This is a genomic window from Pseudomonas laurylsulfatiphila (genome assembly GCF_002934665.1).
GTDB lineage: Bacteria > Pseudomonadota > Gammaproteobacteria > Pseudomonadales > Pseudomonadaceae > Aquipseudomonas > Aquipseudomonas laurylsulfatiphila.
Genome location: NZ_NIRS01000002.1, coordinates 254,440 through 277,686 on the forward strand (window position 1 = coordinate 254,440; position 23,247 = coordinate 277,686).

Genomic DNA, 23,247 nt, shown 5'->3' on the forward strand with positions numbered 1-23,247 from the left:
GCGCAGCGCTTTTGCGCCCGGCCACGGGAATTGGCCATGAAACACCGTTTGCCAGACCTAAGAATTAGATCAACAGCACGGGAGATTCATATGATCAGTACGGCTTTGGAAATACAGGGAGAACGTGCTCATCAGGTCGGCGAATCGAGCGCCGTAACTGCCGCGAACACCCAACCCGTCAGCGTGCCCGGCACCAGGCCCCTGACCCCGGCAGCCCACCAGAATCCGAACCGTAAGAAAGTGTTGTTCGTGACCTCGGAAATTGCCGACCTGGTGAAGACCGGTGGCCTGGGCGACGTTTCCGCTGCACTGCCACGGGCCATGGCCCATCTGCACGATGTGCGGGTGTTGATCCCGGGTTACCCGCAGGTGCTGCACAGCGAGAACCCCATTCATATCATCGGTGAACTCGGCGGTCATGCCGCGTTGCCACCGTGCAAGATCGGGCGCATGGACATGCCCGATGGTTTGGTCATTTACGTACTGATCTGCCCCGAACTCTACGAGCGCGAAGGTTCACCCTACGGCGCCAACAACGGCCGCGACTGGCCGGACAACCATATCCGTTTCGCCCGACTGGGCCTGGCGGCGGCCGACATCGCCGCCAACCTCGCGCAAATCCACTGGTGCCCGGACCTGGTGCACGCCCACGACTGGCCGGCCGGCCTGGCCCCGGCCTACATGCATTGGCGCGGACAACGCACACCAACCCTGTTCACCATTCACAACCTGGCGTATCAAGGCGTGACCAGCCTGGGTTCGTGCCCCGAACTGGGCATTCCCCATCACGCGCTGCAACAGGAAGGCATGGAGTTCTACGGCAAGATGTCGTTCCTCAAGGCCGGCATGGCCTACTCGAGCCACATCACCACCGTCAGCGCGACCTACGCCCAGGAAATCACCACCCCGGATTTCGGCTGCGGACTCGACGGTTTCCTCGCTGCCAAGACCCAGCAAGGCCTGCTCAGCGGGATTCCCAACGGCATCGATGAAAGCTGGGATGCGGCGACCGACCCGCACCTGTTCTGCCCGTTCAGCATCGGCGATTGGGATGGCAAGGCGGTGAACGCCGCCCATGTGCGCGAACTGTTCGGCCTGCAAGACTCCGAAGGGCCGCTGTTTGCCGTGGTGTCGCGCCTGGTCTATCAGAAGGGCCTGGACCTGACCGAAGCGGTCTCCGAATACATCGTCAAATCCGGTGGCCAGATCGCGATCATCGGCCGTGGCGAGCCGGAAGAAGAACAGTCGATGCGCGAACTGGCCCTGCGTTTCCCCGGGCAGATCGGCGTGCGCATCGGCTTTAATGAAACCGATGCCCGGCGCATGTTCGCCGGCAGCGACTTTCTGCTGATGCCTTCGCGTTACGAACCTTGCGGCCTGAGCCAGATGTACGCCCAGCGCTTCGGCTCGTTGCCGGTGGCGCGCAATACCGGTGGCCTGGCCGACACCATCGAAAACGGCGTGACCGGCTTCCTGTTCGATGAATCAACGGTGCAGAGCTACCAGGAAGCCCTGAGCCGCGCGTTCAAGGTGTTCGCCTTCCCCGACCTGCTGCACGCCATGCGCTGCCGGGCCATGGCAGCGCCGTTCAACTGGTGCAAGGCGGTCGAACCCTACGCCGAACTCTATGAACAGCTTGTGGCGAAAGCGTTGGGGAAATCGAACAAACAGTAAGAGGCTTTCAAGATGCCGTTACGGACCCTTGAGACCTGGCCCCACGGCGCAATCATGCTGGACGCAGAGCACACGCGATTCGCGTTGTGGGCGCCAGATGCGTTTTACGTCAGTGTCGAACTGGAACATGGACAGTCCTTGCCGTTGCTGCCCCAGGCCGACGGCTGGTTCGTGAGCAACATCCGATGCGCGGCGGGCACCCGTTACCGCTACAGCATCGACGGCGAACTGGAAGTGCCCGACCCGGCTTCCCGCGCTCAGGATGGCGATATCGACCGACACAGCGTGGTGATCGATCCGCTGGCCTATGCCTGGCAACACAGTGCCTGGTCGGGACGGCCGTGGAACGAAGCGGTGATCTACGAATTGCACGTCGGTGCCCTCGGCGGCTTCAGTGCCGTCGAGCAGCACCTGGCGCGCCTGGTCGAGCTGGGCATCACCGCGATCGAACTGATGCCCATTGCGCAGTTTCCCGGTGAGCGCAATTGGGGCTATGACGGCGTCCTGCCCTACGCGCCCCAGGCTTCATACGGGTCACCCGAGCAGCTCAAACACTTGATCGACACCGCCCACGGTCATGGCCTGGCGGTGATTCTCGACGTGGTCTACAACCACTTCGGTCCGGATGGCAATTACTTGCATCGTTATGCCAAGGGCTTCTTTCGCGAAGACAAACAGACGCCGTGGGGCGCGGCCATCGATTTTCGCCGCCGCGAAGTACGGGACTTCTTCATCGAAAACGCCTTGATGTGGCTGCTCGAATACCGTTTCGACGGTTTGCGCCTGGACGCGGTGCACGCCATTGAAGATCCGGATTTCCTCCAGGAACTGGCGCAACGGGTGCGCCAGCAGACGGGACCGGCGCGACATGTGTGGCTGATGGTGGAGAACGAACACAATCAGGCCGGACTGCTCGAACAGGGTTACGACGCGCAGTGGAACGATGACGGCCACAATGCCCTGCATGTGTTACTGACCGGCGAAACCGAGGCCTATTACGCCGACTACGCGCAAAACCCCACCGAACAACTGGCGCGTTGCCTGAGCCAGGGTTTCGTGTTCCAGGGTCATATCAATCGCCATGGCGTGGCACGCGGTGAACCCAGCGGGCACTTGCCACCCGGCGCCTTCATCCTGTTCCTGCAGAACCATGATCAGATCGGCAACCGGGCCTTCGGCGAGCGCCTGCATCAACTCGCTCACCCGCAAGCGCTGCGGGCCGCCACGGTGTTGCTGCTGTTGTCGCCGATGATTCCGCTGCTGTTCATGGGTGACGAATTCGCCGTCGAGCAACCCTTCCTGTTTTTCACCAGCCATCACGGTGAGTTGGCCAAGTTGGTACGAGACGGCCGGCGCAACGAGTTCGCGGCATTCAGCGTGTTTGCCGACCCACTCCTGCGCGAACACATTCCTGACCCGAACGATCCGCAGACATTTTCAGCGTCCCGCCCTGTCCTGCCTTCGACCGGCCATACTGAGATGCACGACCTGTATCGCCGGCTGTTGCAGATCCGTCACCGGCTCCTCATCCCCCGCTTGCCGGGCACCCAGGCACTGGGGGCTGACGAGCTGGGCGAAGGCGCGGTCAGTGCCGCCTGGCGCTTGGGCGATGGCAGCGAGCTGCGCATTGACCTGAACCTCAGCGACAAGCCCGTAGTCCACACCTCACAGACCGGTGCTGCGCGGGTGTTCGAATACCCGCCACAGAGCGCCGATCTGCTGGACCAGGGCACCCTTGCCCCGTATTGCGCGCTTGTCAGCCTCACCGCCGCAGCCCCTTTGCTAGTTCGTATGGAGAGCGTCCATGAGTGATGCGCAACTGGAAATTCTGGCCAGCCGTGCCGGCCTCGCGGTCGACTGGATCGACGCCAACGGCCGCCCGCAAAAAGTCGCACCCTCCGTGTTGCGCAATGTGCTGACCGGCCTGGGTCACCCGGCGGGCAGCGCCCAGGAAATCGACGCCAGCCTGCTGGAATTGCAAGCGGTGCAACAGACCCATCACTTGCCGCCATTGATCACCGCCGATGTCGGGACGGGCCTGGATCTGGCACGCTTTTTTGCACCTGAAACCCCTTGCGAAATCCACCTCGAAGACGGTTCGCGCCTCAACCTGAAACTGGACGCCAACGCAAAGCTGCCGGGGCTGGTACCGGTCGGCTATCAACAGGTCAGCATCGACGGACAAACCTTCACCCTGGCGGTGGCCCCATCCCGTTGTTACAGCGTCGCCGATGCCGTGGATAACCCGATCCCCCGTGCCTGGGGCCTGAGCGTGCAATTGTATGCCTTGCGCCGTCCCGGCGATGGCGGCTTTGGTGACACCCAGGCGCTGGAGGACCTCGCCCGAGTGGCCGGTGAACGTGGCGCCGAGGCGCTGGCGATCAGCCCCTTGCATGCGATGTTTTCCAATGACGCCCAACGCTACAGCCCGTATTCGCCGTCCAGCCGTCTGTTTCTCAACAGCCTTTATTGCGCCCCCGGCACCATTCTCGGCGAGCGCGCCCTGCGCACCGCCATCGATGCAACCGGACTGGCCATTGAACTCAAGGCGCTGGAGGAGCGTGCGCTGATTGACTGGCCGGCCGCCGCCGAAGCCAAGCATCGGCTGTTGCAGTCGCTATACGAAGGTTTCGTCCAGGGTGAACACCCCTTGCACGAAGACTTCAGCAGCTTTCGTCACGCTGCCGGCGAAGCGCTGGAAAACCACTGTCGCTTCGAAGCCATCCAGGAGGCACGCGCCGCCCGTGGTGAAGGCCTCGACTGGCGACTGTGGCCCGAACCCTGGCGCAACCCGCGCAGCGCCGAACTGGCGGCTTTTGCCGAAGAGAATGCCGGGCGCATCGGCTTCTTCGCTTTCTGCCAGTGGCTGATCACTCGCTGCCTGGAGCGCGCGCAAACCGCCGCCCGCGCCAGCGGCATGAGCATCGGCCTGATCGCCGACCTGGCCGTTGGTGCCGATGGCGGCGGCAGCCAGGCGTGGAGCCGGCAGGACGAACTGCTCGCCGCGCTCACCGTCGGCGCGCCACCGGACATACTCAACCGCACTGGCCAGGGCTGGGGGATTTCCGCGTTCTCCCCTGAAGGCCTGGTGCGCAATGGTTTCCGCGCGTTCATCGAAATGCTGCGGGCCAATTTCGCCCATTGCGGTGGCTTGCGTATCGATCACGTCATGGGGCTGCAGCGTCTGTGGGTGATCCCCAACGGCTCGCCACCGGCCGATGGCGCCTACCTGTATTACCCGGTGGACGACCTGTTGCGCTTGTTGACCCTGGAATCCCATCGGCACCAGGCCATCGTCCTCGGCGAAGACCTCGGCACCGTGCCGGACGGCCTGCGGGAGAAACTCATTGCCCGTTCGATGCTCGGCATGCGGGTACTGCTGTTCGAGCAGGACAATACGCACTTCAAGCCGATCCTCGACTGGCCGGACAACGCCCTGGCCACCACCAGCACCCATGACCTGCCCACCCTCAACGGCTGGTGGCATGGCCGCGATATCGACTGGAACGCCCGGCTCGGCATGGTCGACGCCAGCGGTGAGATCGAATGGCGCCAGCATCGCGAGCGTGAGCGCGAGGGCTTGCGCCGGGCATTGAGCCAGGACCCGCAGAACTTCCGCGAAGAATCCCACGAAACCGACCAGGTGCTCGACGCCAGCGTGCGTTTTCTCGGTCATACCCGGGCACCCTTGGTGCTGCTGCCGCTGGAGGATGCCCTTGGCGTGGAACAACAGGCCAACCTGCCCGGCACCATCGACACCCACCCGAACTGGTCGCGGCGCTTGCCCGGCTACAGCGAAGCCCTGCTCGATGGACCGGATGCCGCGCGGCGCCTGGAACTGCTCGCCTGTGCGCGACTGCAGGCGGCCGAGCGTGACCGATGACCCGGCAGTCCACCCGCCCACTGCGCGCCACGCTGCGCCTGCAATTTCATAAAGGCTTCACGCTGGAAGACGCGGTGCCGCTGGTGCCGTATTTCGCACGCCTGGGCATCAGCCATGTCTACGCCTCCCCGTTGCTGCGTGCCCGAGCCGGATCGATGCACGGCTATGACGTGGTGGATCCGACCAGGGTCAACCCGGAACTGGGTGGCGAAGTGGCGCTGCGCAGCCTGGTCAACGCCTTGCATGAGCAAGACATGGGGTTGATCCTAGACATTGTCTCCAACCACATGGCGGTTGGCGGCGCTGACAATCCCTGGTGGCTGGACCTGTTGGAGTGGGGACGCCTGAGCCCCTACGGCGAGTTTTTCGACATCCAGTGGCACTCTTCCGATCCGTTGATGGAAGGCCAGTTGCTTCTGCCGTTCCTGGGCAGCGATTACGGCGTGGCGTTGCAGGACGGCACGCTGCCCCTGCGCTTCGACGCCTGGCACGGCACCTTCCATGTCGAGCATTACGAACATCGCTTCCCCATTTGCCCCTGGGATTACGGCGAACTGCTCAAGACCGATGCTGCGCTCGATACGGAGCAGGCCGAACAACTGAAAAACCTGGCCGATCGCTTCAGCACCCTGAGCTACCAGACCGACGCCCACAGCCTGGCCATACCGCTGAAAGAGGAACTGCGCGATCTGGTCAGCGATCCGCTTATTGCTCAAGCCATTGACCGGCACCTGAAGAACTACGACTCACTGACCGACGAAGGCTTCCAGCGCCTGCACAACCTGCTGGAGCGTCAGAGCTATCGCCTCGCCAGCTGGCGCACGGCCGCCGATGACATCAACTGGCGGCGCTTCTTTGATATCAATGAACTCGGCGGACTGCGCGTCGAGCGTCCCGCGGTGTTCGAAGCCACCCACGCGAAGATCTTCCAACTGGTGGCTGAGGGGCTGATCGACGGGTTGCGCATCGACCACATCGACGGCCTCGCCGACCCGCGGAGCTACTGCCGAAAGCTGCGGCGCCGGGTCGACAGTCTGTGCTCGGGCCGCCATCTGCCCATCTATGTCGAAAAAATCCTCGGTGAAGGCGAGACCCTGCATCGCGACTGGTCGGTGGATGGCACCACCGGTTACGAGTTCATGAACCAATTGTCACTGCTGCAACACGACCCACGGGGCGCGCAGACACTGGCCGAACTCTGGCAGCGCCACAGTGAGCGGCCCGCTGACTTCTCCCCGGAAGCACAGCTGGCCCGCCAGCAAATTCTCAACGGTTCCCTGGCCGGGGATTTCGAAAGCGTCGCCCAGGCCTTGCTGCAAGTGGCCCGGGACAATCTCATGAGCCGCGACCTGACCCTCGGTGCGATTCGCCGGGCCTTGCAGGCGCTGATCGTGCATTTCCCGGTGTACCGCACCTACATCAGCTCCCTCGGCCGGACAGGCCAGGACGAGGTGTTTTTCCAGCAGGCCATGGACGGCGCCCGCCAAACCCTGGGCGAGGCAGACTGGCCGGTGCTCGACTGCCTAGCCGGCTGGCTCGGTGGCGAGCCCTGGCGGCAACGCCCGGCCGGTCGTCAGCGCAAACGCCTCAAGCACGCGTGCGTACGTTTCCAGCAACTGACCTCGCCAGCCGCGGCGAAAGCGGTGGAAGACACCGCGTTCTATCGTTCGGCCGTCCTGCTTTCGCGCAATGACGTGGGGTTCAGCACCGAGCAATTCAGTGCGCCGGTGGCCGACTTTCATCGGGCCTGCATCGAGCGCCTTGAAACCTTCCCGGACAATCTGCTGGCCAGCGCCACCCACGACCACAAGCGTGGCGAAGACTCACGCGCGCGGCTGGCGGTACTGAGTGAGCGCAGCGGCTGGTACAGCGAGCAGATCGGCCTGTGGCGCACCCTCGCCCGGCCATTGCGCCAAGACGATCAAGTGCCGTCGGCGGGTGATGAGTTGATTCTGTACCAGGCGGTCCTCGGCAGTTGGCCACTGGGTTTGGCTATCGATAATCCACCGGCGCTCGAGGACTACGCAAAACGCCTCTGGCAATGGCAGCGCAAGGCCCTGCGCGAAGCCAAGCTGCAAAGCAGCTGGAGCACGCCCAATGACGCTTACGAGCAAGCGACCGAGGACTTTATCCAGCGCCTGTTGCTCAACCCCGAAGGTGAGCTGCTGCGTGCGGCCCTCGCCAAGGCGGCCCGCTCGATTGCCGCCCCGGGTGCCCTTAACGGTTTGGCGCAAACCTTGCTGCGCATGACCGTGCCCGGCGTGCCGGATTTGTATCAGGGCAACGATTTCTGGGACTTCAGCCTGGTCGACCCGGACAACCGTCGCCCCGTGGATTACGCCAGCCGCCAACAGGCACTGCAGCACACGATAGACCTGCCGGACCTGTTGTCGAACTGGCAGGACGGGCGCATCAAGCAAGCCCTGATTGCGCGCACCCTGGGTCTGCGCGCCGAACATGCCGAGCTGTTTCGGCGTGGCACTTACCAGCCCCTGGAAGTACTGGGCAGTGAGGCCCATCGAGTGCTGGGTTTTGTCCGCGAACGGGAGGGAGAACGCGCCATCGTGATTGTGCCAATACGCTGTGCCGAACTGCTGGAAAACAGTGCCGTACCCCAGGTCCACGCGCCGCTGTGGGGCGATACCCGGGTCAAACTGCCGTTCACCGTTGCGGACGAACATCTGAAGGGACTTTTTACCGGCCTCACAGTCACAAAACACAGAGAGCTGCTGATCAGCGCCGCGCTGGGGGATTTCCCGGTCAATCTCATTATTCAAACTGCCCACACTTGAGTTCAGTTCAGGAGCATTGCGATGAGTACCGACGATAAACGCATCCGCGAATTCGCCTATCAGATCTGGGAATCCGAAGGAAAACCCGAAGGTCAGGAAGCCCGCCACTGGGAGATGGCGTGCAAACTGGCGGAAGCCGAAGCCCTGGCCCCGAAAATGCCTGCGAAGTCCGCCGCCAGCAAGGCAGCGCCAAAGAAAACCGGCGACGCAAAACTTGGCCCCGACAAGTCACTCAATGGCAAGACCGCCGCGCCGAAAGCCAAAGCCAAACCGGCGGCGACTTCAAAAGTGATCCCGCCGGGAGAAAAGGCCGTCGAGAAAAAGCCCCGTGCGGCGCGAAAACCGCCCGCGGTTTGAGACAGTCCTGGCAAGGCTTGCGAAGAGTCACCATGAACGTCGAGCCTGATGGCCTCATCGCGAGCAGGCTCGCTCCCACATGGGATCTGTGTCGTTCAAAAATTTGCGGCCCGTTCCCGATCAATGTGGGAGCGAGCCTGCTCGCGATGGCGGCATGGCAGTCGCCATAGATTTCTAGTTTGCAGGAGCACTTATGACCAGCCCAAAGAAAGCCCCCGCGCCAGCCCCCCGCGCTGAAGCCACGCGAATCCGTGAAGGCCTGCCCTTCCCGCTGGGTGCCACCTGGGACGGACTGGGAGTCAACTTCGCCCTTTTTTCCGCCCACGCCACCCGGGTTGAACTGTGCCTGTTCGACGACAGCGGCGAGGTGGAGCTCGAACGCATCGAACTGCCCGAATACACCGACGAGATCTTCCACGGCTACCTGCCCGACGCTCATCCCGGGTTGATTTACGGTTATCGCGTCTACGGTCCGTACGACCCGGCCAACGGTCATCGCTTCAACCCCAACAAACTGCTGATCGACCCCTACGCCAAACAGCTGGTCGGCAAGTTGAAATGGTCCGAAGCGCTGTTCGGCTACACCATCGGCCACCCCGACGCCGACCTCAGTTTCGATGAACGCGACAGCGCACCCTTCGTACCCAAGTGCAAGGTGATCGACCCGGCGCACACCTGGGGCCACGACCACCGCGTCAGCGTACCGTGGGACAAGACGATCATTTATGAAACCCATGTACGCGGCTTCAGCATGCGTCACCCTTCGGTCCCGGAAAACCTGCGCGGAACCTTTGCCGGACTGATGGTCGATGACGTGTTGGAGCACATTCGCAAGCTCGGCGTGTCGACCGTGGAGTTGCTGCCGATCCACGCGTTCGTCAACGACCAGCATTTGCTGCACAAGGGCATGACCAATTACTGGGGCTACAACAGCATCGCGTTCTTCGCCCCCGATCCGCGTTACCTGGCCAGTGGCAAGATTGCCGAGTTCAAGGAAATGGTCGCGCACCTGCATGAAGCGAATCTGGAAGTAATCCTCGACGTGGTCTACAACCACACCGCCGAAGGCAACGAGCAAGGCCCGACCCTGTCCATGCGTGGCATCGACAACGCGTCCTACTACCGCCTCAAGCCCGATGACAAGCGCTTTTATATCAATGATTCCGGCACCGGCAACACCCTGGACCTGAGTCATCCATGCGTGCTGCAGATGGTCACCGACTCCCTGCGCTACTGGGCTTCGGAAATGCACGTGGACGGATTCCGTTTCGACCTGGCGACCATACTCGGGCGCTATCACGACGGTTTCGATGAGCGCCACAGTTTCCTCGTCGCCTGCCGCCAGGACCCGGTGCTGCGCCAGGTCAAGTTGATCTCCGAACCCTGGGACTGTGGGCCCGGCGGTTATCAGGTCGGCAGGTTTCCGCCTGGCTGGGTCGAGTGGAACGACAAGTTTCGCGACACCGTGCGCGCGTTCTGGAAGGGCGACGACGGTCAACTGGCGGACTTCGCCAGCCGCCTGACCGCTTCGGGCGATATGTTCAATGAACGGGGTCGCCGCCCCTACTCATCGCTGAACTTCGTCACCGCCCATGACGGCTTCACCCTCAACGACCTGGTGTCGTACAACGACAAGCACAACGAGGCCAACGATGAAAACAATCAGGACGGCAGCAACAACAACCTGTCCTGGAACCACGGCGTCGAAGGCCCCACCGATGATCCCGAGATCAACGCACTGCGCCATCGGCAGATGCGCAATTTCTTCGCCACCCTGCTGCTGGCCCAGGGCACGCCGATGCTGGTGGCCGGCGACGAGTTCGCCCGCACCCAGGACGGCAACAACAATGCGTATTGCCAGGACAGCGAGATCGGCTGGGTCAACTGGGACCTCAGCGAAGACGGCAAGGCCTTGCTCAAGTTCGTCAAACGCCTGATCAAGTTGCGCCTGACCTACCCGATCCTGCGCCGCGGGCGTTTTCTGGTGGGCAGCTACAACGAGGACATCGGCGTCAAGGACGTGACCTGGCTGGCGCCGGACGGCACGGAAATGACCACCAGGCATTGGCACGATGCGCACAATCGCTGCCTGGGCATGCTGCTCGATGGCCGCGCCCAGGAAACCGGCATTCGCCGCAAAGGCGCCGACGCGACGTTGATGCTGGTGGTCAACGCGCATCACGACATTGTCAATTTCCGCCTGCCCGAAGTGCCTGACGGCGGTTTCTGGACGTGCATGATCGACACCAACCAGCCGTCGATCCGTGGCCAGGAGCGCTTCGAGTTCGGCCACGAGTACTCGGTTACCGGCCGCTCATTGCTGCTGTTCGAGTTGCAGCATGAGGAAGAGGAGTGACGACGAGGTCCAGGCATTCAGCGCGCGACTGCCGCAGAGCGGAAAAATCATTTTGGCCGGGCTCGCGACGCGACGAATAGCGTTGCATGAGCAATACTCGATTCGCGGCGATCCAGGGTTGGGGTTGTCGCACCTCGCTATCCACCAGCCCTCACGGGTCGGCCGGGCTTGTCCCGCGCACGACTGAAGGCGAAGCAGCACAAGGACGTAATACCCATGAAATCCGTTTCCCTCAGCGAAGCCAGCCTGCCCTCCCAGATCTGGAACAGCGCCCCGCAACTGGACAGCATTGCGGTCATCAACACCCAATCCCTGGTGCCTGCCGGTGCACGCGCCGTGCTCATTGCGCCGCACCCAGGCGATGAAGTCGTGACCTGCGGCGGCCTGCTGCAATTGCTCAGCAACCTGGGCCACCCGCTGCAATTGATCTCGATCACCGACGGCAGCGCCAGCCATCCCGGCTCTCGACAGTGGTCGGAAAAACGCCTCAGCGTATTTCGTCCCCAGGAAAGCGTGGAAGCCATCCGCCGACTTGGGTTGCCGATGCACAGCCTGAAGTGGATCCGTGGCGGGTTTACCGACAACGCCCTGGTGGAACACGAAGATCGGATCGCCCAATTCATCGGGCGCTACCTGCGCCCGGGTGATGTGGTGTTCAGCACCTGGTGCGAGGACGGCAACGTCGACCACGACACCGTCGGCCGCGCCAGTGCCAGGGCGGCGGCCAGTGTTGGAGCCACCTACAACGACGTGCCGTTCCGGGCCTGGCACTGGCCGGCGCGGGACCGGGAGCTGATCCCCTGGCATCGTGCGCGCAAGGTGCGCCTCGATGCCTGGACCGTCGCCCGCAAGAGCCACGCCACCCACGCCTACGCCAGCCAACTCGACGGTGAACCCGCGATCGGCCTTGCGCCGTTGCTGCCGCGCACACTGCTGGAGCGCATTCGTTTGCCTTATGAAATCGTCTTCGTCTAAGCCCGTTGCGCTTTTCTGTAGGAGCGAGCTTGCTCCGGGCGGCGATCCGACGATGGTCGTCAACGATAACGCTGGTTGGCAGGCGCCCCGCGGTGCTCTCAGGTTTATCGCGAGCAAGCTCGCTCCTACAGGGGGCATTGGCCGCCGATGCTGAAAACACAAACCCCGTAGGAGAGATCACCGCAGAGTGTCAGATCTGGCGCGTTGGCGTTAAAGGCAAACTGAACTGCCCGTCCATGCGCCAGTCGCATGCATAGGCAGCCCCCAATCATAGGAGCGAACGTGGCCAGTCATTCCAAGCGGCAATCAGCTGAATCGGTGCCGTTGAGTACTCCCCCGGACATCCACCGACTGCGCGTGCTGACGGTCAACACCCACAAGGGATTTACCGCGCTCAACCGGCGCTTCATCCTCCCCGAACTGCGTGAAGCCGTGCGCAGTACGTCGGCGGACCTGGTGTTTCTGCAGGAAGTGGTCGGCGAGCACGACCGCCACTCCTCCCGCTACAACGATTGGCCACAGACCTCGCAATATGAATTCCTTGCCGACAGCATGTGGAGCGACTTCGCCTATGGACGCAATGCCGTCTATCCCGACGGTCACCATGGCAATGCTCTGCTGTCGAAATACCCGATCCGCGAATACCGGAACCTGGATGTCTCCATTACCGGCCCGGAACGCCGCGGCTTGCTGCACTGCGTGCTAGACGTGCCGGGGCACAGCGAAGTGCACGCCATCTGTGTGCACCTCAGCCTGCTGGAAAGCCATCGTCAGCTGCAATTGCAGTTGCTCTGCCAGCTCCTCGAGTCCCTGCCGGATGATGCGCCGGTGATCATTGCCGGCGACTTCAACGACTGGCAGATGCAAGGCAATGCCGCCCTTGCCCGCCGCGACTACCTGCACGAAGCCTTCGAGCGCCACCATGGCCGCCCGGCCAAAACCTACCCCGCGAGGTTCCCCCTGTTGCGCCTGGATCGCATCTACCTGCGCAATGCCAGCAGCCATGAGCCGAAAATACTCGGGAACAAGCCGTGGACGCACCTTTCCGATCATTTGCCGTTGGCGGTGGAAGTGCATCTTTGAATCGCGGGGATTGAGTGTGAAGTACCGAGAAATTGTCCCCCACCTGTTATTTCTGACAGTAGCCACGTTGTATCGGTGCCTGCTACGTTGTTGCCGCCCTGACGGAAATCCGCAGGGGCTTGCGACACACACGTAGCGCCTTGGTTGCCGAAGGTACTTGCGGGTCATAGTTCCTGCCGATGTCGTCTTGCAACTCGCGCTGCCAAGCACGTCTGGTTCCTGGCGATCGATGACGACCAAAGGAACGGACGTTGATCCCATCGCGGAGGCAACATGGAGTTTTCGACAGATCTGTCCAAGTACCGTTATGGCGCCTGCCTGTTCTCGATCTGGTTATGTGCGAACTGGCCCCAACCCGCCTACGCAACCTGCACACTCACCCCTACCGCCGGCAATGACAACTTCGTCTGCGACAGCGGCACCAGCGGGCCGTTGACCGATTTGTCGGGCAACAACACCCTGACCTTCCCCGCCAATGGCAACGGCAGGATCAACGGCAATGTGACCTTCGGTGCCGGCGCCGACGCTGTGAACATGGCCTCGGGCACCGTGGCCGGCGCCGTAGATCTGGGCGACGGGGCCGACAGCTTTACGATCAGCGCCGGGCAAGTCACCGGGGCGGTCAGTCAGGGCAATGGCATCGACAACTTTGTCATGTCTGGCGGAACCATCCAGTCCGTGGCCCAAGGGGACGGCCGCGATACCTTCCTGATGACCGGCGGCACCATCGTCGGCGCCTTCGAAGATGGCGACGTGGCCAAAATGACTGACGGTACCATCGGCCGGGTCGACATGAAACTCGATAACAATATCTTCGATATGTCCGGTGGGCAGATCCTCGCCAACCTGGTAACCGGTTTGGGCACCGACACCATCATCGTTTCCGGGGGGCATATCGGCGGCAACATCAGTGTCAGCAACGGCAACGACAGCATCACGATCACCGGCGGAGAAATCGTCGGCGAGATTCGCGCCGGCAACGGCGATGACACGCTGGTGTGAGACGGCGGCGGGATCATCCGCTCGCAAGTCCTGCTGGGGGCAGACAACGATCGCGCCACTTTGCGCAATCTGACCGAAAGTACCCTCGCCCTGACCCCGAGCATCGATGGCGGCAATGGCAATGACCTGCTGACCTTCGATCACTCCACCTCATCGGGCGCCGCCCGGTATATCAATTGGGAAACCCTCAATCTGGTCAAGGGCTCGCGCCTGGATCTCGATGGCAATCTTCAATTGGGGGACAGCACCACGGGCACCGGCGTGTTCAACATCGACGGCAGCAGTACGCTCACGTCAATCCAGGGCAGCATCTCATCTTCGACCGCGGGCCGCCTCGCGACCTTGAACAACAGTGGGGTCATCGACCTTGCCGGCGGTAACTCGCGTACCAACGACACCCTGACGGTTGAAGGCAATTACGTGGGTAACGGCGGCCAGTTGCTCTTGCAAAGTGCAGTGGGCGATGACAGCTCCCCCAGCGACAAGCTGGTGGTCAACAACGGAACGCTGACCGGCAGCACCCTGATCAGCGTCACCAACGTTGGCGGCGCGGGTGCCCTGACTCGGCAAAACGGTATCCAGCTGGTACAGGCCCAAGGTACGGCGGTCAGCGACAACACCGCATTCGCCCTCAAAGCCCCGGTGTCGGTGGGCGCCTTCGATTACCGCCTGTTCAAAGGCGGCATCACACCGGGCAGCGAAAACAGCTGGTACTTGCGTTCCTCGGTGGTGGCGCCGCCCGTGGTTGCCGTCGCCAACCCGGATCCCGCCTTGCCGCCGACGCTGGTGCCCATCGTGGCAGTGCCGGTCGCCGCGCCTGTGGTCGTGGCTACCGGGGTTCAAGGATCTGAAGGCGTCGTGACGCTCGAAGCGCCTGTGTTACCGGCCGCCGTACCCGGCGCAGAACCTATCCCCCTGTATCGCGAGGCGGTGCCTACCTGGTCGGTGGTGCCACCGGCTGCAGCACAATTGAGCCTGACAGCACTGGGTACCTTTCATGACCGTCAGGGCGATCAGCGTCTGCTGACCGAAACCGGCGCCTTGAGCGCCGGTTGGGGCCGGGTCTACGACAAGAACCTCGAGCAGACCTGGGCCGGCACCGTCACACCAAGACTGGACGGTTCGCTCAATGGCTTCCAGGTCGGCAATGACCTGTTCAGTTCGCAACTGGCGGGTGGACAAACCCAGCGCAGCGGCTTCTTCATCGGCCACAGTCGCCTGCAAGGGGATGTCGACGGTTTCAATCAGGGCTTCGAAGGCAAACGCTCCGGCAACGTCGAGTTGAAAGGCGACAGCCTTGGCGTGTACTGGACCCTCACCGATCCTGCCGGCGCCTATTTCGATGCCGTGGCCATGTACACCTGGCTCAATGGCGACAACCGCTCCGAAAGTGGCCTGAAGATCGACAATGACGGCCACGTAACGACGTTATCGGCAGAAGTCGGCTACCCGATCACCGTGGCAGGCAACTGGGTAGTCGAACCCCAGGCCCAGGCGATTTATCAGAAGGTCAAACTCGACAGCCAGGACGACGGCATCTCCCATGTCTCGTTCGATTCCGACAGCGCCTGGACCGGCCGCGTCGGCGCACGTCTCAAGGGGCGCTACGAAGTCAGTGGCCGACCGCTGGAACCCTATCTGCGGGCCAACATCTGGCACACCTTTACCGGTACCGATACGGTCACCTTTGACCATGTCGATCAGATCGAAACCCAACAACGAGCCTCGTCCGCCGACCTCGGTATCGGCATGGTGCTGAGCGTTGCCACCTCGGTCAGTGTGTATGCAGGACTGGACTACACCAGCAATATCGACAGCAACCAACAACGGGGGACATTCGGTAACGTGGGGGTTCGGGTGAAGTGGTGAGGGGTTGAAACTGCTCTATCCCGAGGTTTTTTTGACGATTGCTCGAATAAACAAGTACCTGGAGACACGCCATTAAACAGCCCCTTTTAAACCATTACCACTGATCGGCCATCTTCTTGACTCGACTGTTTCGGTCTTCTTGACTTCACGTTACTACCCCCGGAAACACTACCAGGACCAGCCGCGGGCTCCCGTAAAAACGGGCAGCCCGTGACGGCGCCTAATCCATTCGGTCGCCCCTCATTCGGGTAGGAGAGACGCCAGAGCGAGATACCGCATGCGACTGCAAGGCAGACCTCCATGAAAACGTCACTCACCTCACAAGAGATCAAAGTCACTTTTTGCACTGTATCGAGTTCCCTCCTCCTGTGTTCCTCCATTGAATTGCTCGCCGCCACTGCCGAGCAGGAAACAACGCCGTGGTATCGCCAGGACATCCCGACACTCGGTCTGACTACCCTTGCAGCAACCTGGCCCGGTCAATTCAGCGCCCATCCCGATCTGCGCAGTTCCAGCCTGACCACTGAAGACGCCGCGCCCACGGCCTGGGACCAACTCTACGGCCAGCCCTCCCGCCAGGCACAAACCGATTACCTTTCCCAGCGAATGGCGGTTCCCGGCACCCACGAACTCAAAGGCCCGGCGATCCTCACCCTGCAAAGTGCCAGCGGCCATACGCAAAGGGTCGGTCTGGTCGGCGGCACGAGTCAGTACCCGCTCAACAACAAGGGCGCGCCGATCACCCCGGCGATGTCCGCCCCCAACCACAACACGCTCAACCTTCAGGGGCAAAGCCTCGGCGCCTACTGGAGCCTGACCGGTCCACAAGGCTGGCACGTTGACCTGACCGCCAGCGGTGGCCGGGTCAGCGGCGTCAGCCGCAATGAGCAAGGGACGCGAAGAGCCACCGAAGGCAGCGCGATGACGCTGTCGGTGGAAGGCGGTTTCCCTATCGGCCTGGGTGAAAACTGGGTGATTGAACCCCAGGCGCAATTGATCAATCAGCGCATCACCCTGGACACCCCGTATGCCGGCTCGGGCAACGCGTCTTCCAGTGACCTGACTTCATGGAGCGGTCGGGTCGGTGCGCACTTGAAAGGCAGTTACGATATCAACGGGATGCCGGTCGAACCCTACGTGCGGACCAACTTGTGGCACACGGTGTACACCGGCAATACCGTAACCCTCGATCAGGTCGACAAGATCAGCAGCAGCCGCAAGTCCTCGACCGTCGAACTGGGCCTGGGTCTGGTCGCCAGGGTCACCCCGACCGTGAGTCTGTACGTCAGCGCCGACTACAGCAGCGACGTGGACGATAATGATTTGAATGGGTTGATTGGCAGCCTGGGTGTGCGGATGCGTTGGTGAGGGATGGGCCTCGAAAGATGGAGTTACAGGGTGGACGTCTGCTGAAGGCTCGGTGTTTCCTCGGTAGACGTCCCCTCGCACGCGCCGTACCTGGAACCGTTCTCCTCCCTGAATACCTGTTATTTCTGACAGTAGCGCATCGGCCGACCTGTTGATACCGTGGAAACCGCGCTGTGCATTGTGATGTGCAGTCGAAAAAGCCATGTCAACTGGTTGCATAGCCCGATGTTTTCCGATGCAGGAAACCAGCAGTCCCTGATCCGTATCGCTTTCGACATTGCCATGGTCTGCCCCGCAGGAGCGGGCACGGAGCATCCCATCGAGCGAGGATGGATCATGAGTAGAGCACTTTCGTCACTGAAGTACCTGGTCACCGGCACCCTGTCGTTAATGATCATGGCGGGCTGGCCGCTCATTTCTCACGCCGACTGTACACTCGTGCCTACTGCCGGCGATGACAGCTTTACTTGCAGCAGCAGCACCGGCTCCGGGCTCGCGGACCCGAGCGGCAATAACAGCCTGACCTTTCCGCAAAACGGTACCGGCACCATCAATGGCAATGTCACCTTTGGCGCTGGCAATGATCTTGTGCAAATGAGTTCAGGCAGCATCATTGGCGCTGTGGACATGGGTGGCGGCGCAAACATCTTGCAGCTCTTCAATGGGGCCATCAGCGGTTCAGTCCACCAAGGCGATGGCAACAACATCGTACAGGTCAGCGGCGGTTCAGCCACCACCTTTACCCAGGGCGCTGGCAACGACAGTTTCACCATAAGCGGAGGCAACATCACCTCCCTGTCCCAAGGCGCTGGCCATGACATCTTTAAGATGAGCACCGGTGCCATTACCGGTAGCGTTGAAGACGGTGAAGAGGCTCTCATGAGTGGGGGGAGCATTGGCAGGGTCGCGATGAATCTGAACCTTAACTCATTCGAAATGCTGGGCGGCCGGATCGTCGGCGACCTGGACGCCGGGATCGACAACAACACCGTCAACATCAAGGGCGGGACGGTTGGCGGAAATATTATTGTCAGTGGCGGCGGTAACGTGATCACGGTCAGCGCAGGCGAGATCAATGGCCAGGTTCGTGGTGGCAGCGGCAATGACATTTTCACCTGGGATACCGGTGGACTGATTCACTCGGCCATCCTGATGGGCGGGGGCAACGATCAAGCGTTGCTGCACAATCTCACCGAAACCAGCCTGTCGTCCACACCGGGCATCGATGGTGGGCCGGGTAACGACAGCCTGACGTTCGACAACAGCCAATCCGCCAGCCCTGGACGCTACCCCCATTGGGAAACCGTGAATCTGGATAACGGCTCGCGCTTCAACCTGAATGGAGATTTCGTCCTCGGCGATAGCGTTTCCGCCACCGGTACGTTCAACGTTCACGGCGGTAGTGTGTTGTTGGTCGACCAGGGTAGCATCACACCGTTCAGTACCGGACAGTTAGCGACCTTGAACAACAAGGGGCTGATCGACATGACCAGCGGTAACGCCACTGCGACCAACCGACTTACGGTCCGGGGCAATTACTTTGGCGACAATGGGCAGCTGCGCCTGCACAGTGTTTTGGCCGGCGACGATGCTGCCAGCGACAAACTGGTGGTAGAGCGAGGTACGCTGCAAGGTTCCACCAAACTCGACATCGTCAACCTCGCCGGTCCTGGCGATCTGACACGGCAAAACGGCATCCTGGTGGTGCAAGCACTCAATGGCGCCACGGGCAGTGACCTGGCGTTCACCTCCTCCGGGCCCGTTTCCGCCGGAGCCTATGATTACTATCTGTTCAAGGGCGGCGTCACCCCGGGCACAGCCCAGAACTGGTACTTGCGTTCCGCCGTCGTGGCGCCTCCACGACCCGAACCGGAAGCCCCTCCTGTGCCACTTCCCAACCCGGAAGACCCTCACGTTCCCTTGCCCACCCCGGAGGACCCTCACGTACCCCTGCCCAATCCGGAGGACCCTCACGTACCCCTGCCCAATCCGGAGGACCCTCACGTACCCCTGCCCAATCCGGAGGACCCTCACGTACCCCTGCCCAATCCGGAGGACCCTCACGTACCCCTGCCAGGTGTCGTCGACGGTCCGGGTGGCACAATTCTGCCGACTCGACCGGATTTACCGGGAACCGAACCCGGCAAACCGCCCATTCCGCTCTATCGCCCGGAAGTCCCGGTGTATTCCGCACTCTTGCCTGCCGTCAAGCAGATGACCCTGGCCGCCCTTGGCACCTTCCATGAGCGCCAGGGCGATCAGAACCAACAACATCAGGCAGGCACAATGGCGGCCGGCTGGGGTCGGTTCTATGCCAGCAACAGCCGCCAGACCTTTGCTGGCACGGTCAACCCGCGTCTGGACGGTTCGATGACGGGTTATCAGGTCGGCAGTGACCTGTACGGCTGGACCACCGCTGATGAACAGACCCAAAAGATCGGATTCTTTGTCGGTCACAGCCGAGTGCAAGGCGACATCGACGGCTTCAACCGCGGATTCGAGCACCGTGACGCGGGCAAGAGTACGTTGCGCGGCAATAGCGTGGGCCTGTACTGGACACTCATCGCCCCCTACGGCGGGTACATCGACAGCGTGCTGATGTGGACGGGTCTGGACATCAACAGCGAGTCCAATCGCGCCGTCAAGCTCAACACCCGCGGCCACGCCATGACGTTATCCGTCGAGGCCGGTTATCCACTGCAGGTTTACCAGTCCTGGGTTCTTGAGCCGCAGGTGCAACTGATAACCCAGCACAGTGCCCTGGACGGCCAGAACGACGGCATCTCCGATGTCGACTTCGATGCCGACAACAGCGTGACCGCTCGACTCGGTGCCCGACTGCGCGGTACCTATCAATTGGCCGGCATGCCCGTGCTGCCCTACGTGCGCAGCAACGTCTGGCACACCTTGTCCGGTACCGACCGGGTGACCTTCAACAACTTCACGGCGATCGACACGCAGCAGAAGTCCACGACCACGGACCTGAGCATGGGCATGACCGTACAGGTTTCGAGCACTTTAAGCCTGTATGGCGAGGCTGGCTACGAGACCCAACTTGACAGCAATGCACTGAACGGACGCAAGGCGACACTCGGAATAAGGATGGAGTTCTGATGCTGACCAAGGGTCTGGAACATCCGCATCGTGGCACGCCGATCCTTGCCGTCATGGACCCGCGAGGCCTGGCGATCAGAGCGGTGCAATACCACCGGCGGCAGGCAGTCGATCCGCTCGAGGCGCGGGTAACGCATCAACGCTTCGACACCGCCGGCCGGCCGGTGACCAGTCAGGATCCGTATCTGTTTGCCCTGGCGCAGGACGATGCATCGGTTCCGGTCAACCTCAGCCAGGTGTTCAGTTTGTCCGGCGTGCCGTTGGCGAGTGACAGCGTGGACGCTGGCTGGCGGGTCGCGTTGCAAGGCGCTGCCGGGCAAATCGTTGAACGCTGGGACGGTCGTAGTCGTTCGTTGACTGAATTCGATGCACTGTTGCGCCCCGTGGCTGTGCGAGAGCATGGTGGCGATGACGTGGAACTGGTCGTTGAGCGCTTTACCTATGCGGAGATCGATGACGATGCCGTTGCGCACAACCTCTGCGGCCAACTGATCCGCCATGACGATCCGGCCGGAACCCTGCACCTGAAGGAGATGGGGCTCGGCGGTGCGGTGCTGCAACAGACCCGGCACTTCTTGCGCGATGCCGACACACCGGATTGGCCTGCGAGCGAAGCCGCCCGCGACGCCTTGCTCGAAACCGGCGATGGCGCCACCACTTCCCATGTCTACTCGCCAGGCGCCGAACCCCTCCAGCAAACGGATGCGTTGGGCAACCGCCAGCGCTTTGCCTACACCGTCGCTGGCGAACTGAAAAACACTTGGCTGACCTTGGTCGGTAAGGACGAGACGACGCTGGTCAGCGACCTCCATTACAACGCCTTCGGCCAGATCGAGGCGGAAACCGCCGGCAACCGCGTCATCACCCGCCATCGCTACGACCTCGCGGACGGACGCCTGATTGGCTTGAGCGCGCACAAAGCCGATGGCACGCCCCTTCAAGACTTGCACTACAGCTACGATGCCATCGGCAATGTGCTAAGCCTCAAAGACGCCGCCCAACCGATCCGCTACTTCAACAACCAGCGCATCGAACCGCTCAAGACCTATCGCTATGACACCCTCGATCAACTGATCGAAGCCCGCGGCTGGGAAGCCAAAACCGGCAGCGGCGGCCCCGCCCTGCCCGACCTGCCCCCCGACCCCAGCCAGGTCGCCAACTACACCCAGACCTACCATTACGACGCCGGCGGCAACCTGCTGGACCTGGTGCACGTCGGCGCCCAGGCCCCCGGCCGCCTTTTGACTCGCGCCAAATACAGCAACCGCTGCCTGCCCGAGCGCAACGGCCGGCCACCGACGGAAGCGGAAATCGCTGCCGGCTTCGATGCCAATGGCAACCTGCGGGAGCTGCAAGCTGGCCAGTCGATGGAATGGGACCTGCGTAATCAACTCACCGTCGTGCGCCCGGTGGTGCGCGACAACGCGGAGGATGACTACGAACGCTATGTCTACGATGGCGGTGGCCAACGTGTACGCAAGCTCCGCGCGAACCAGACCAATGCGCGCACGCTGATCAGCGAAGTGCGCTACCTGCCCGGTGTGGAAATCCGTAGTCATGGTGGCACCGGGGAGGTCCTTCATGTAATCACCGCCAGCGCGGGCAGCAATAGCGTGCAGGTGTTGCATTGGGTCGCCGGACAGCCCGAGGGCATCGCCAACAATCAAGTGCGCTACAACCTCAACGACCACTTGCAGTCCAGCGCCCTGGAACTGGACCAGAACGCTGACCTGATCAGCCAGGAATGGTATTACCCGTTTGGTGGTACGGCTTGTTTTGCTGCCCGGTCGGCCACAGAAGCCAAGTACAAGACCGTGCGTTATTCGGGCAAGGAACGGGATGCGACGGGGCTTTATTACTACGGCCTCCGCTACTATGCGCCGTGGTTACAACGCTGGATCAATCCAGACCCCGCGGGCCCTATCGACGGGCTCAACTATTACTGCATGGTCAGCAACAATCCGATCACCTTACTGGATGTAAATGGAGAAAAAGGCGAAAAATACAATGATGAAGATTTAAAAAATTTTAAAAAAGAGCTTGAGGAGTCGACACTTATAATAGACGCCATTAAAGACAATATAAAAATACAGAAAATTCTTGAAAAAATAAACAAGACAAAATCGATATCAAAACACAAGCACTTTCTAAAGTTTTCGCAAAGAATACTTAAGATACGTGAAGAACTTAAAAATGAAAAAAAAGGCTTGGGGAAGATATTTTTAGATTGACTGATGAATTTTTCGAGTCTGCACAGGGATTTAAATCTACAACCAGTGAAACTTATGTAGCCTGGACGGTACCTGAGTTCGACCTTTTTAAAGGGGCTGGACGGCCCTCCCCCGGATTTTCAGGGAGTGGTAGGCCGAGTAGTTCTGAACGAACACATTCAGGGCGGCAGCATTTTGAATCAAGCCAGCAACCTGGGGCTTCCCATTCGCGCAACACTCAGAGACCAACGGAAAATCCGTTTGTAACTCCCATTGAACTGCCACCGCAAACAGATAAAAACATTATCAAGGGATACAACATGGCCATCGACATCATCAATAATAAAAATAATATTCGCGCTATTTTTCCTGCCGAAGACGAAAGCAGTAGACAACAAAGATACAAGGCGATAGCACTGCTTACACACCCAGACAAACTAAAACTAGAGGGCGTGCCTGAAGTTAAAAAAACGGCTGAGGAAGCCTTCAAGATAACTTCAGCTTGGAAACAGAACGGATATCCCGGAGCAACAACAGGTCGTCGATAATCCCGATGCCATCAAG

At 61.2% G+C, this 23,247-nt stretch carries 12 protein-coding genes and 1 pseudogene; all 13 read left to right on the plus strand.

Annotated features, from left to right (window positions below):
* Nucleotides 1–90: 90 nt before the first annotated feature.
* The 13 genes and pseudogenes from glgA to CD175_RS31025 all read left to right on the plus strand — a co-directional run bounded on the left by glgA (nucleotide 91) and on the right by CD175_RS31025 (nucleotide 23,231).
* On the plus strand, nucleotides 91–1,674 hold the full coding sequence (glgA, locus tag CD175_RS07070) for a glycogen synthase GlgA (protein ID WP_104448288.1): 1,584 nt from the start codon (nucleotides 91–93) through the stop codon (nucleotides 1,672–1,674).
* A gap of 12 nt (nucleotides 1,675–1,686) precedes the next feature.
* Nucleotides 1,687–3,486, plus strand: a complete 1,800-nt coding sequence (gene treZ, locus CD175_RS07075; RefSeq protein WP_104448289.1) for a malto-oligosyltrehalose trehalohydrolase — start codon at nucleotides 1,687–1,689, stop codon at nucleotides 3,484–3,486.
* On the plus strand, nucleotides 3,479–5,557 hold the full coding sequence (gene malQ, locus CD175_RS07080; RefSeq protein ID WP_104448290.1) for a 4-alpha-glucanotransferase: 2,079 nt from the start codon (nucleotides 3,479–3,481) through the stop codon (nucleotides 5,555–5,557). The genes treZ and malQ overlap by 8 nt, the downstream gene beginning before the upstream one ends.
* A complete protein-coding gene (locus tag CD175_RS07085; RefSeq protein WP_104448291.1) occupies nucleotides 5,554–8,349 on the plus strand; it encodes a malto-oligosyltrehalose synthase in 2,796 nt (931 codons plus the stop codon). The genes malQ and CD175_RS07085 overlap by 4 nt, the downstream gene beginning before the upstream one ends.
* Nucleotides 8,350–8,370: 21 nt before the next feature.
* The gene (locus tag CD175_RS07090; RefSeq protein WP_104448292.1) at nucleotides 8,371–8,706 is read left to right on the plus strand and encodes a DUF2934 domain-containing protein; all 336 of its coding nucleotides are present in this window, start codon (nucleotides 8,371–8,373) and stop codon (nucleotides 8,704–8,706) included.
* Between the two features lie 193 nt (nucleotides 8,707–8,899).
* Complete coding sequence (gene glgX, locus CD175_RS07095; protein ID WP_104448293.1) at nucleotides 8,900–11,062, plus strand: glycogen debranching protein GlgX; 2,163 nt, start codon at nucleotides 8,900–8,902, stop codon at nucleotides 11,060–11,062.
* Between the two features lie 216 nt (nucleotides 11,063–11,278).
* Nucleotides 11,279–12,037, plus strand: coding sequence for a PIG-L deacetylase family protein (locus CD175_RS07100; RefSeq protein WP_104448294.1), 759 nt, complete (start codon nucleotides 11,279–11,281; stop codon nucleotides 12,035–12,037).
* Between the two features lie 282 nt (nucleotides 12,038–12,319).
* The gene (locus CD175_RS07105; RefSeq protein WP_104448295.1) at nucleotides 12,320–13,120 is read left to right on the plus strand and encodes an endonuclease/exonuclease/phosphatase family protein; all 801 of its coding nucleotides are present in this window, start codon (nucleotides 12,320–12,322) and stop codon (nucleotides 13,118–13,120) included.
* A 273-nt stretch (nucleotides 13,121–13,393) separates the two neighbouring features.
* A pseudogene (locus CD175_RS07110) lies at nucleotides 13,394–15,991 on the plus strand (autotransporter family protein).
* A 300-nt stretch (nucleotides 15,992–16,291) separates the two neighbouring features.
* Nucleotides 16,292–17,359 carry an autotransporter domain-containing protein gene (locus CD175_RS07115; RefSeq protein WP_104448296.1) on the plus strand — a complete coding sequence of 356 codons (1,068 nt, stop codon included), beginning with the start codon at nucleotides 16,292–16,294 and terminating at the stop codon, nucleotides 17,357–17,359.
* A 336-nt stretch (nucleotides 17,360–17,695) separates the two neighbouring features.
* Entirely contained in the window at nucleotides 17,696–20,473 is a 2,778-nt protein-coding gene (locus CD175_RS07120) for an autotransporter family protein (RefSeq protein WP_104448297.1), read from the plus strand.
* Complete coding sequence (locus CD175_RS07125; RefSeq protein WP_240628935.1) at nucleotides 20,473–22,704, plus strand: RHS repeat domain-containing protein; 2,232 nt, start codon at nucleotides 20,473–20,475, stop codon at nucleotides 22,702–22,704. Before CD175_RS07120 ends, CD175_RS07125 begins: the two co-directional genes overlap by 1 nt.
* Nucleotides 22,701–23,231 (plus strand): hypothetical protein, encoded by a 531-nt coding sequence (locus tag CD175_RS31025; RefSeq protein WP_146094558.1) that lies wholly within the window; start codon nucleotides 22,701–22,703, stop codon nucleotides 23,229–23,231. The genes CD175_RS07125 and CD175_RS31025 overlap by 4 nt, the downstream gene beginning before the upstream one ends.
* Nucleotides 23,232–23,247: the final 16 nt, after the last annotated feature.

Excerpts from the sequence above, each read along its gene's own strand:
- CD175_RS07090 (WP_104448292.1), top strand. The coding sequence starts at position 8,371 with ATGAGTACCGACGATAAACGCATCCGCGAATTCGCCTATCAGATCTGG.
- malQ (WP_104448290.1), top strand. The coding sequence starts at position 3,479 with ATGAGTGATGCGCAACTGGAAATTCTGGCCAGCCGTGCCGGCCTCGCG.
- CD175_RS07125 (WP_240628935.1), top strand. The coding sequence starts at position 20,473 with ATGCTGACCAAGGGTCTGGAACATCCGCATCGTGGCACGCCGATCCTT.
- CD175_RS07115 (WP_104448296.1), top strand. The coding sequence starts at position 16,292 with ATGAAAACGTCACTCACCTCACAAGAGATCAAAGTCACTTTTTGCACT.
- CD175_RS07085 (WP_104448291.1), top strand. The coding sequence starts at position 5,554 with ATGACCCGGCAGTCCACCCGCCCACTGCGCGCCACGCTGCGCCTGCAA.
- CD175_RS07100 (WP_104448294.1), top strand. The coding sequence starts at position 11,279 with ATGAAATCCGTTTCCCTCAGCGAAGCCAGCCTGCCCTCCCAGATCTGG.
- treZ (WP_104448289.1), top strand. The coding sequence starts at position 1,687 with ATGCCGTTACGGACCCTTGAGACCTGGCCCCACGGCGCAATCATGCTG.
- glgA (WP_104448288.1), top strand. The coding sequence starts at position 91 with ATGATCAGTACGGCTTTGGAAATACAGGGAGAACGTGCTCATCAGGTC.
- CD175_RS07120 (WP_104448297.1), top strand. The coding sequence starts at position 17,696 with ATGAGTAGAGCACTTTCGTCACTGAAGTACCTGGTCACCGGCACCCTG.
- glgX (WP_104448293.1), top strand. The coding sequence starts at position 8,900 with ATGACCAGCCCAAAGAAAGCCCCCGCGCCAGCCCCCCGCGCTGAAGCC.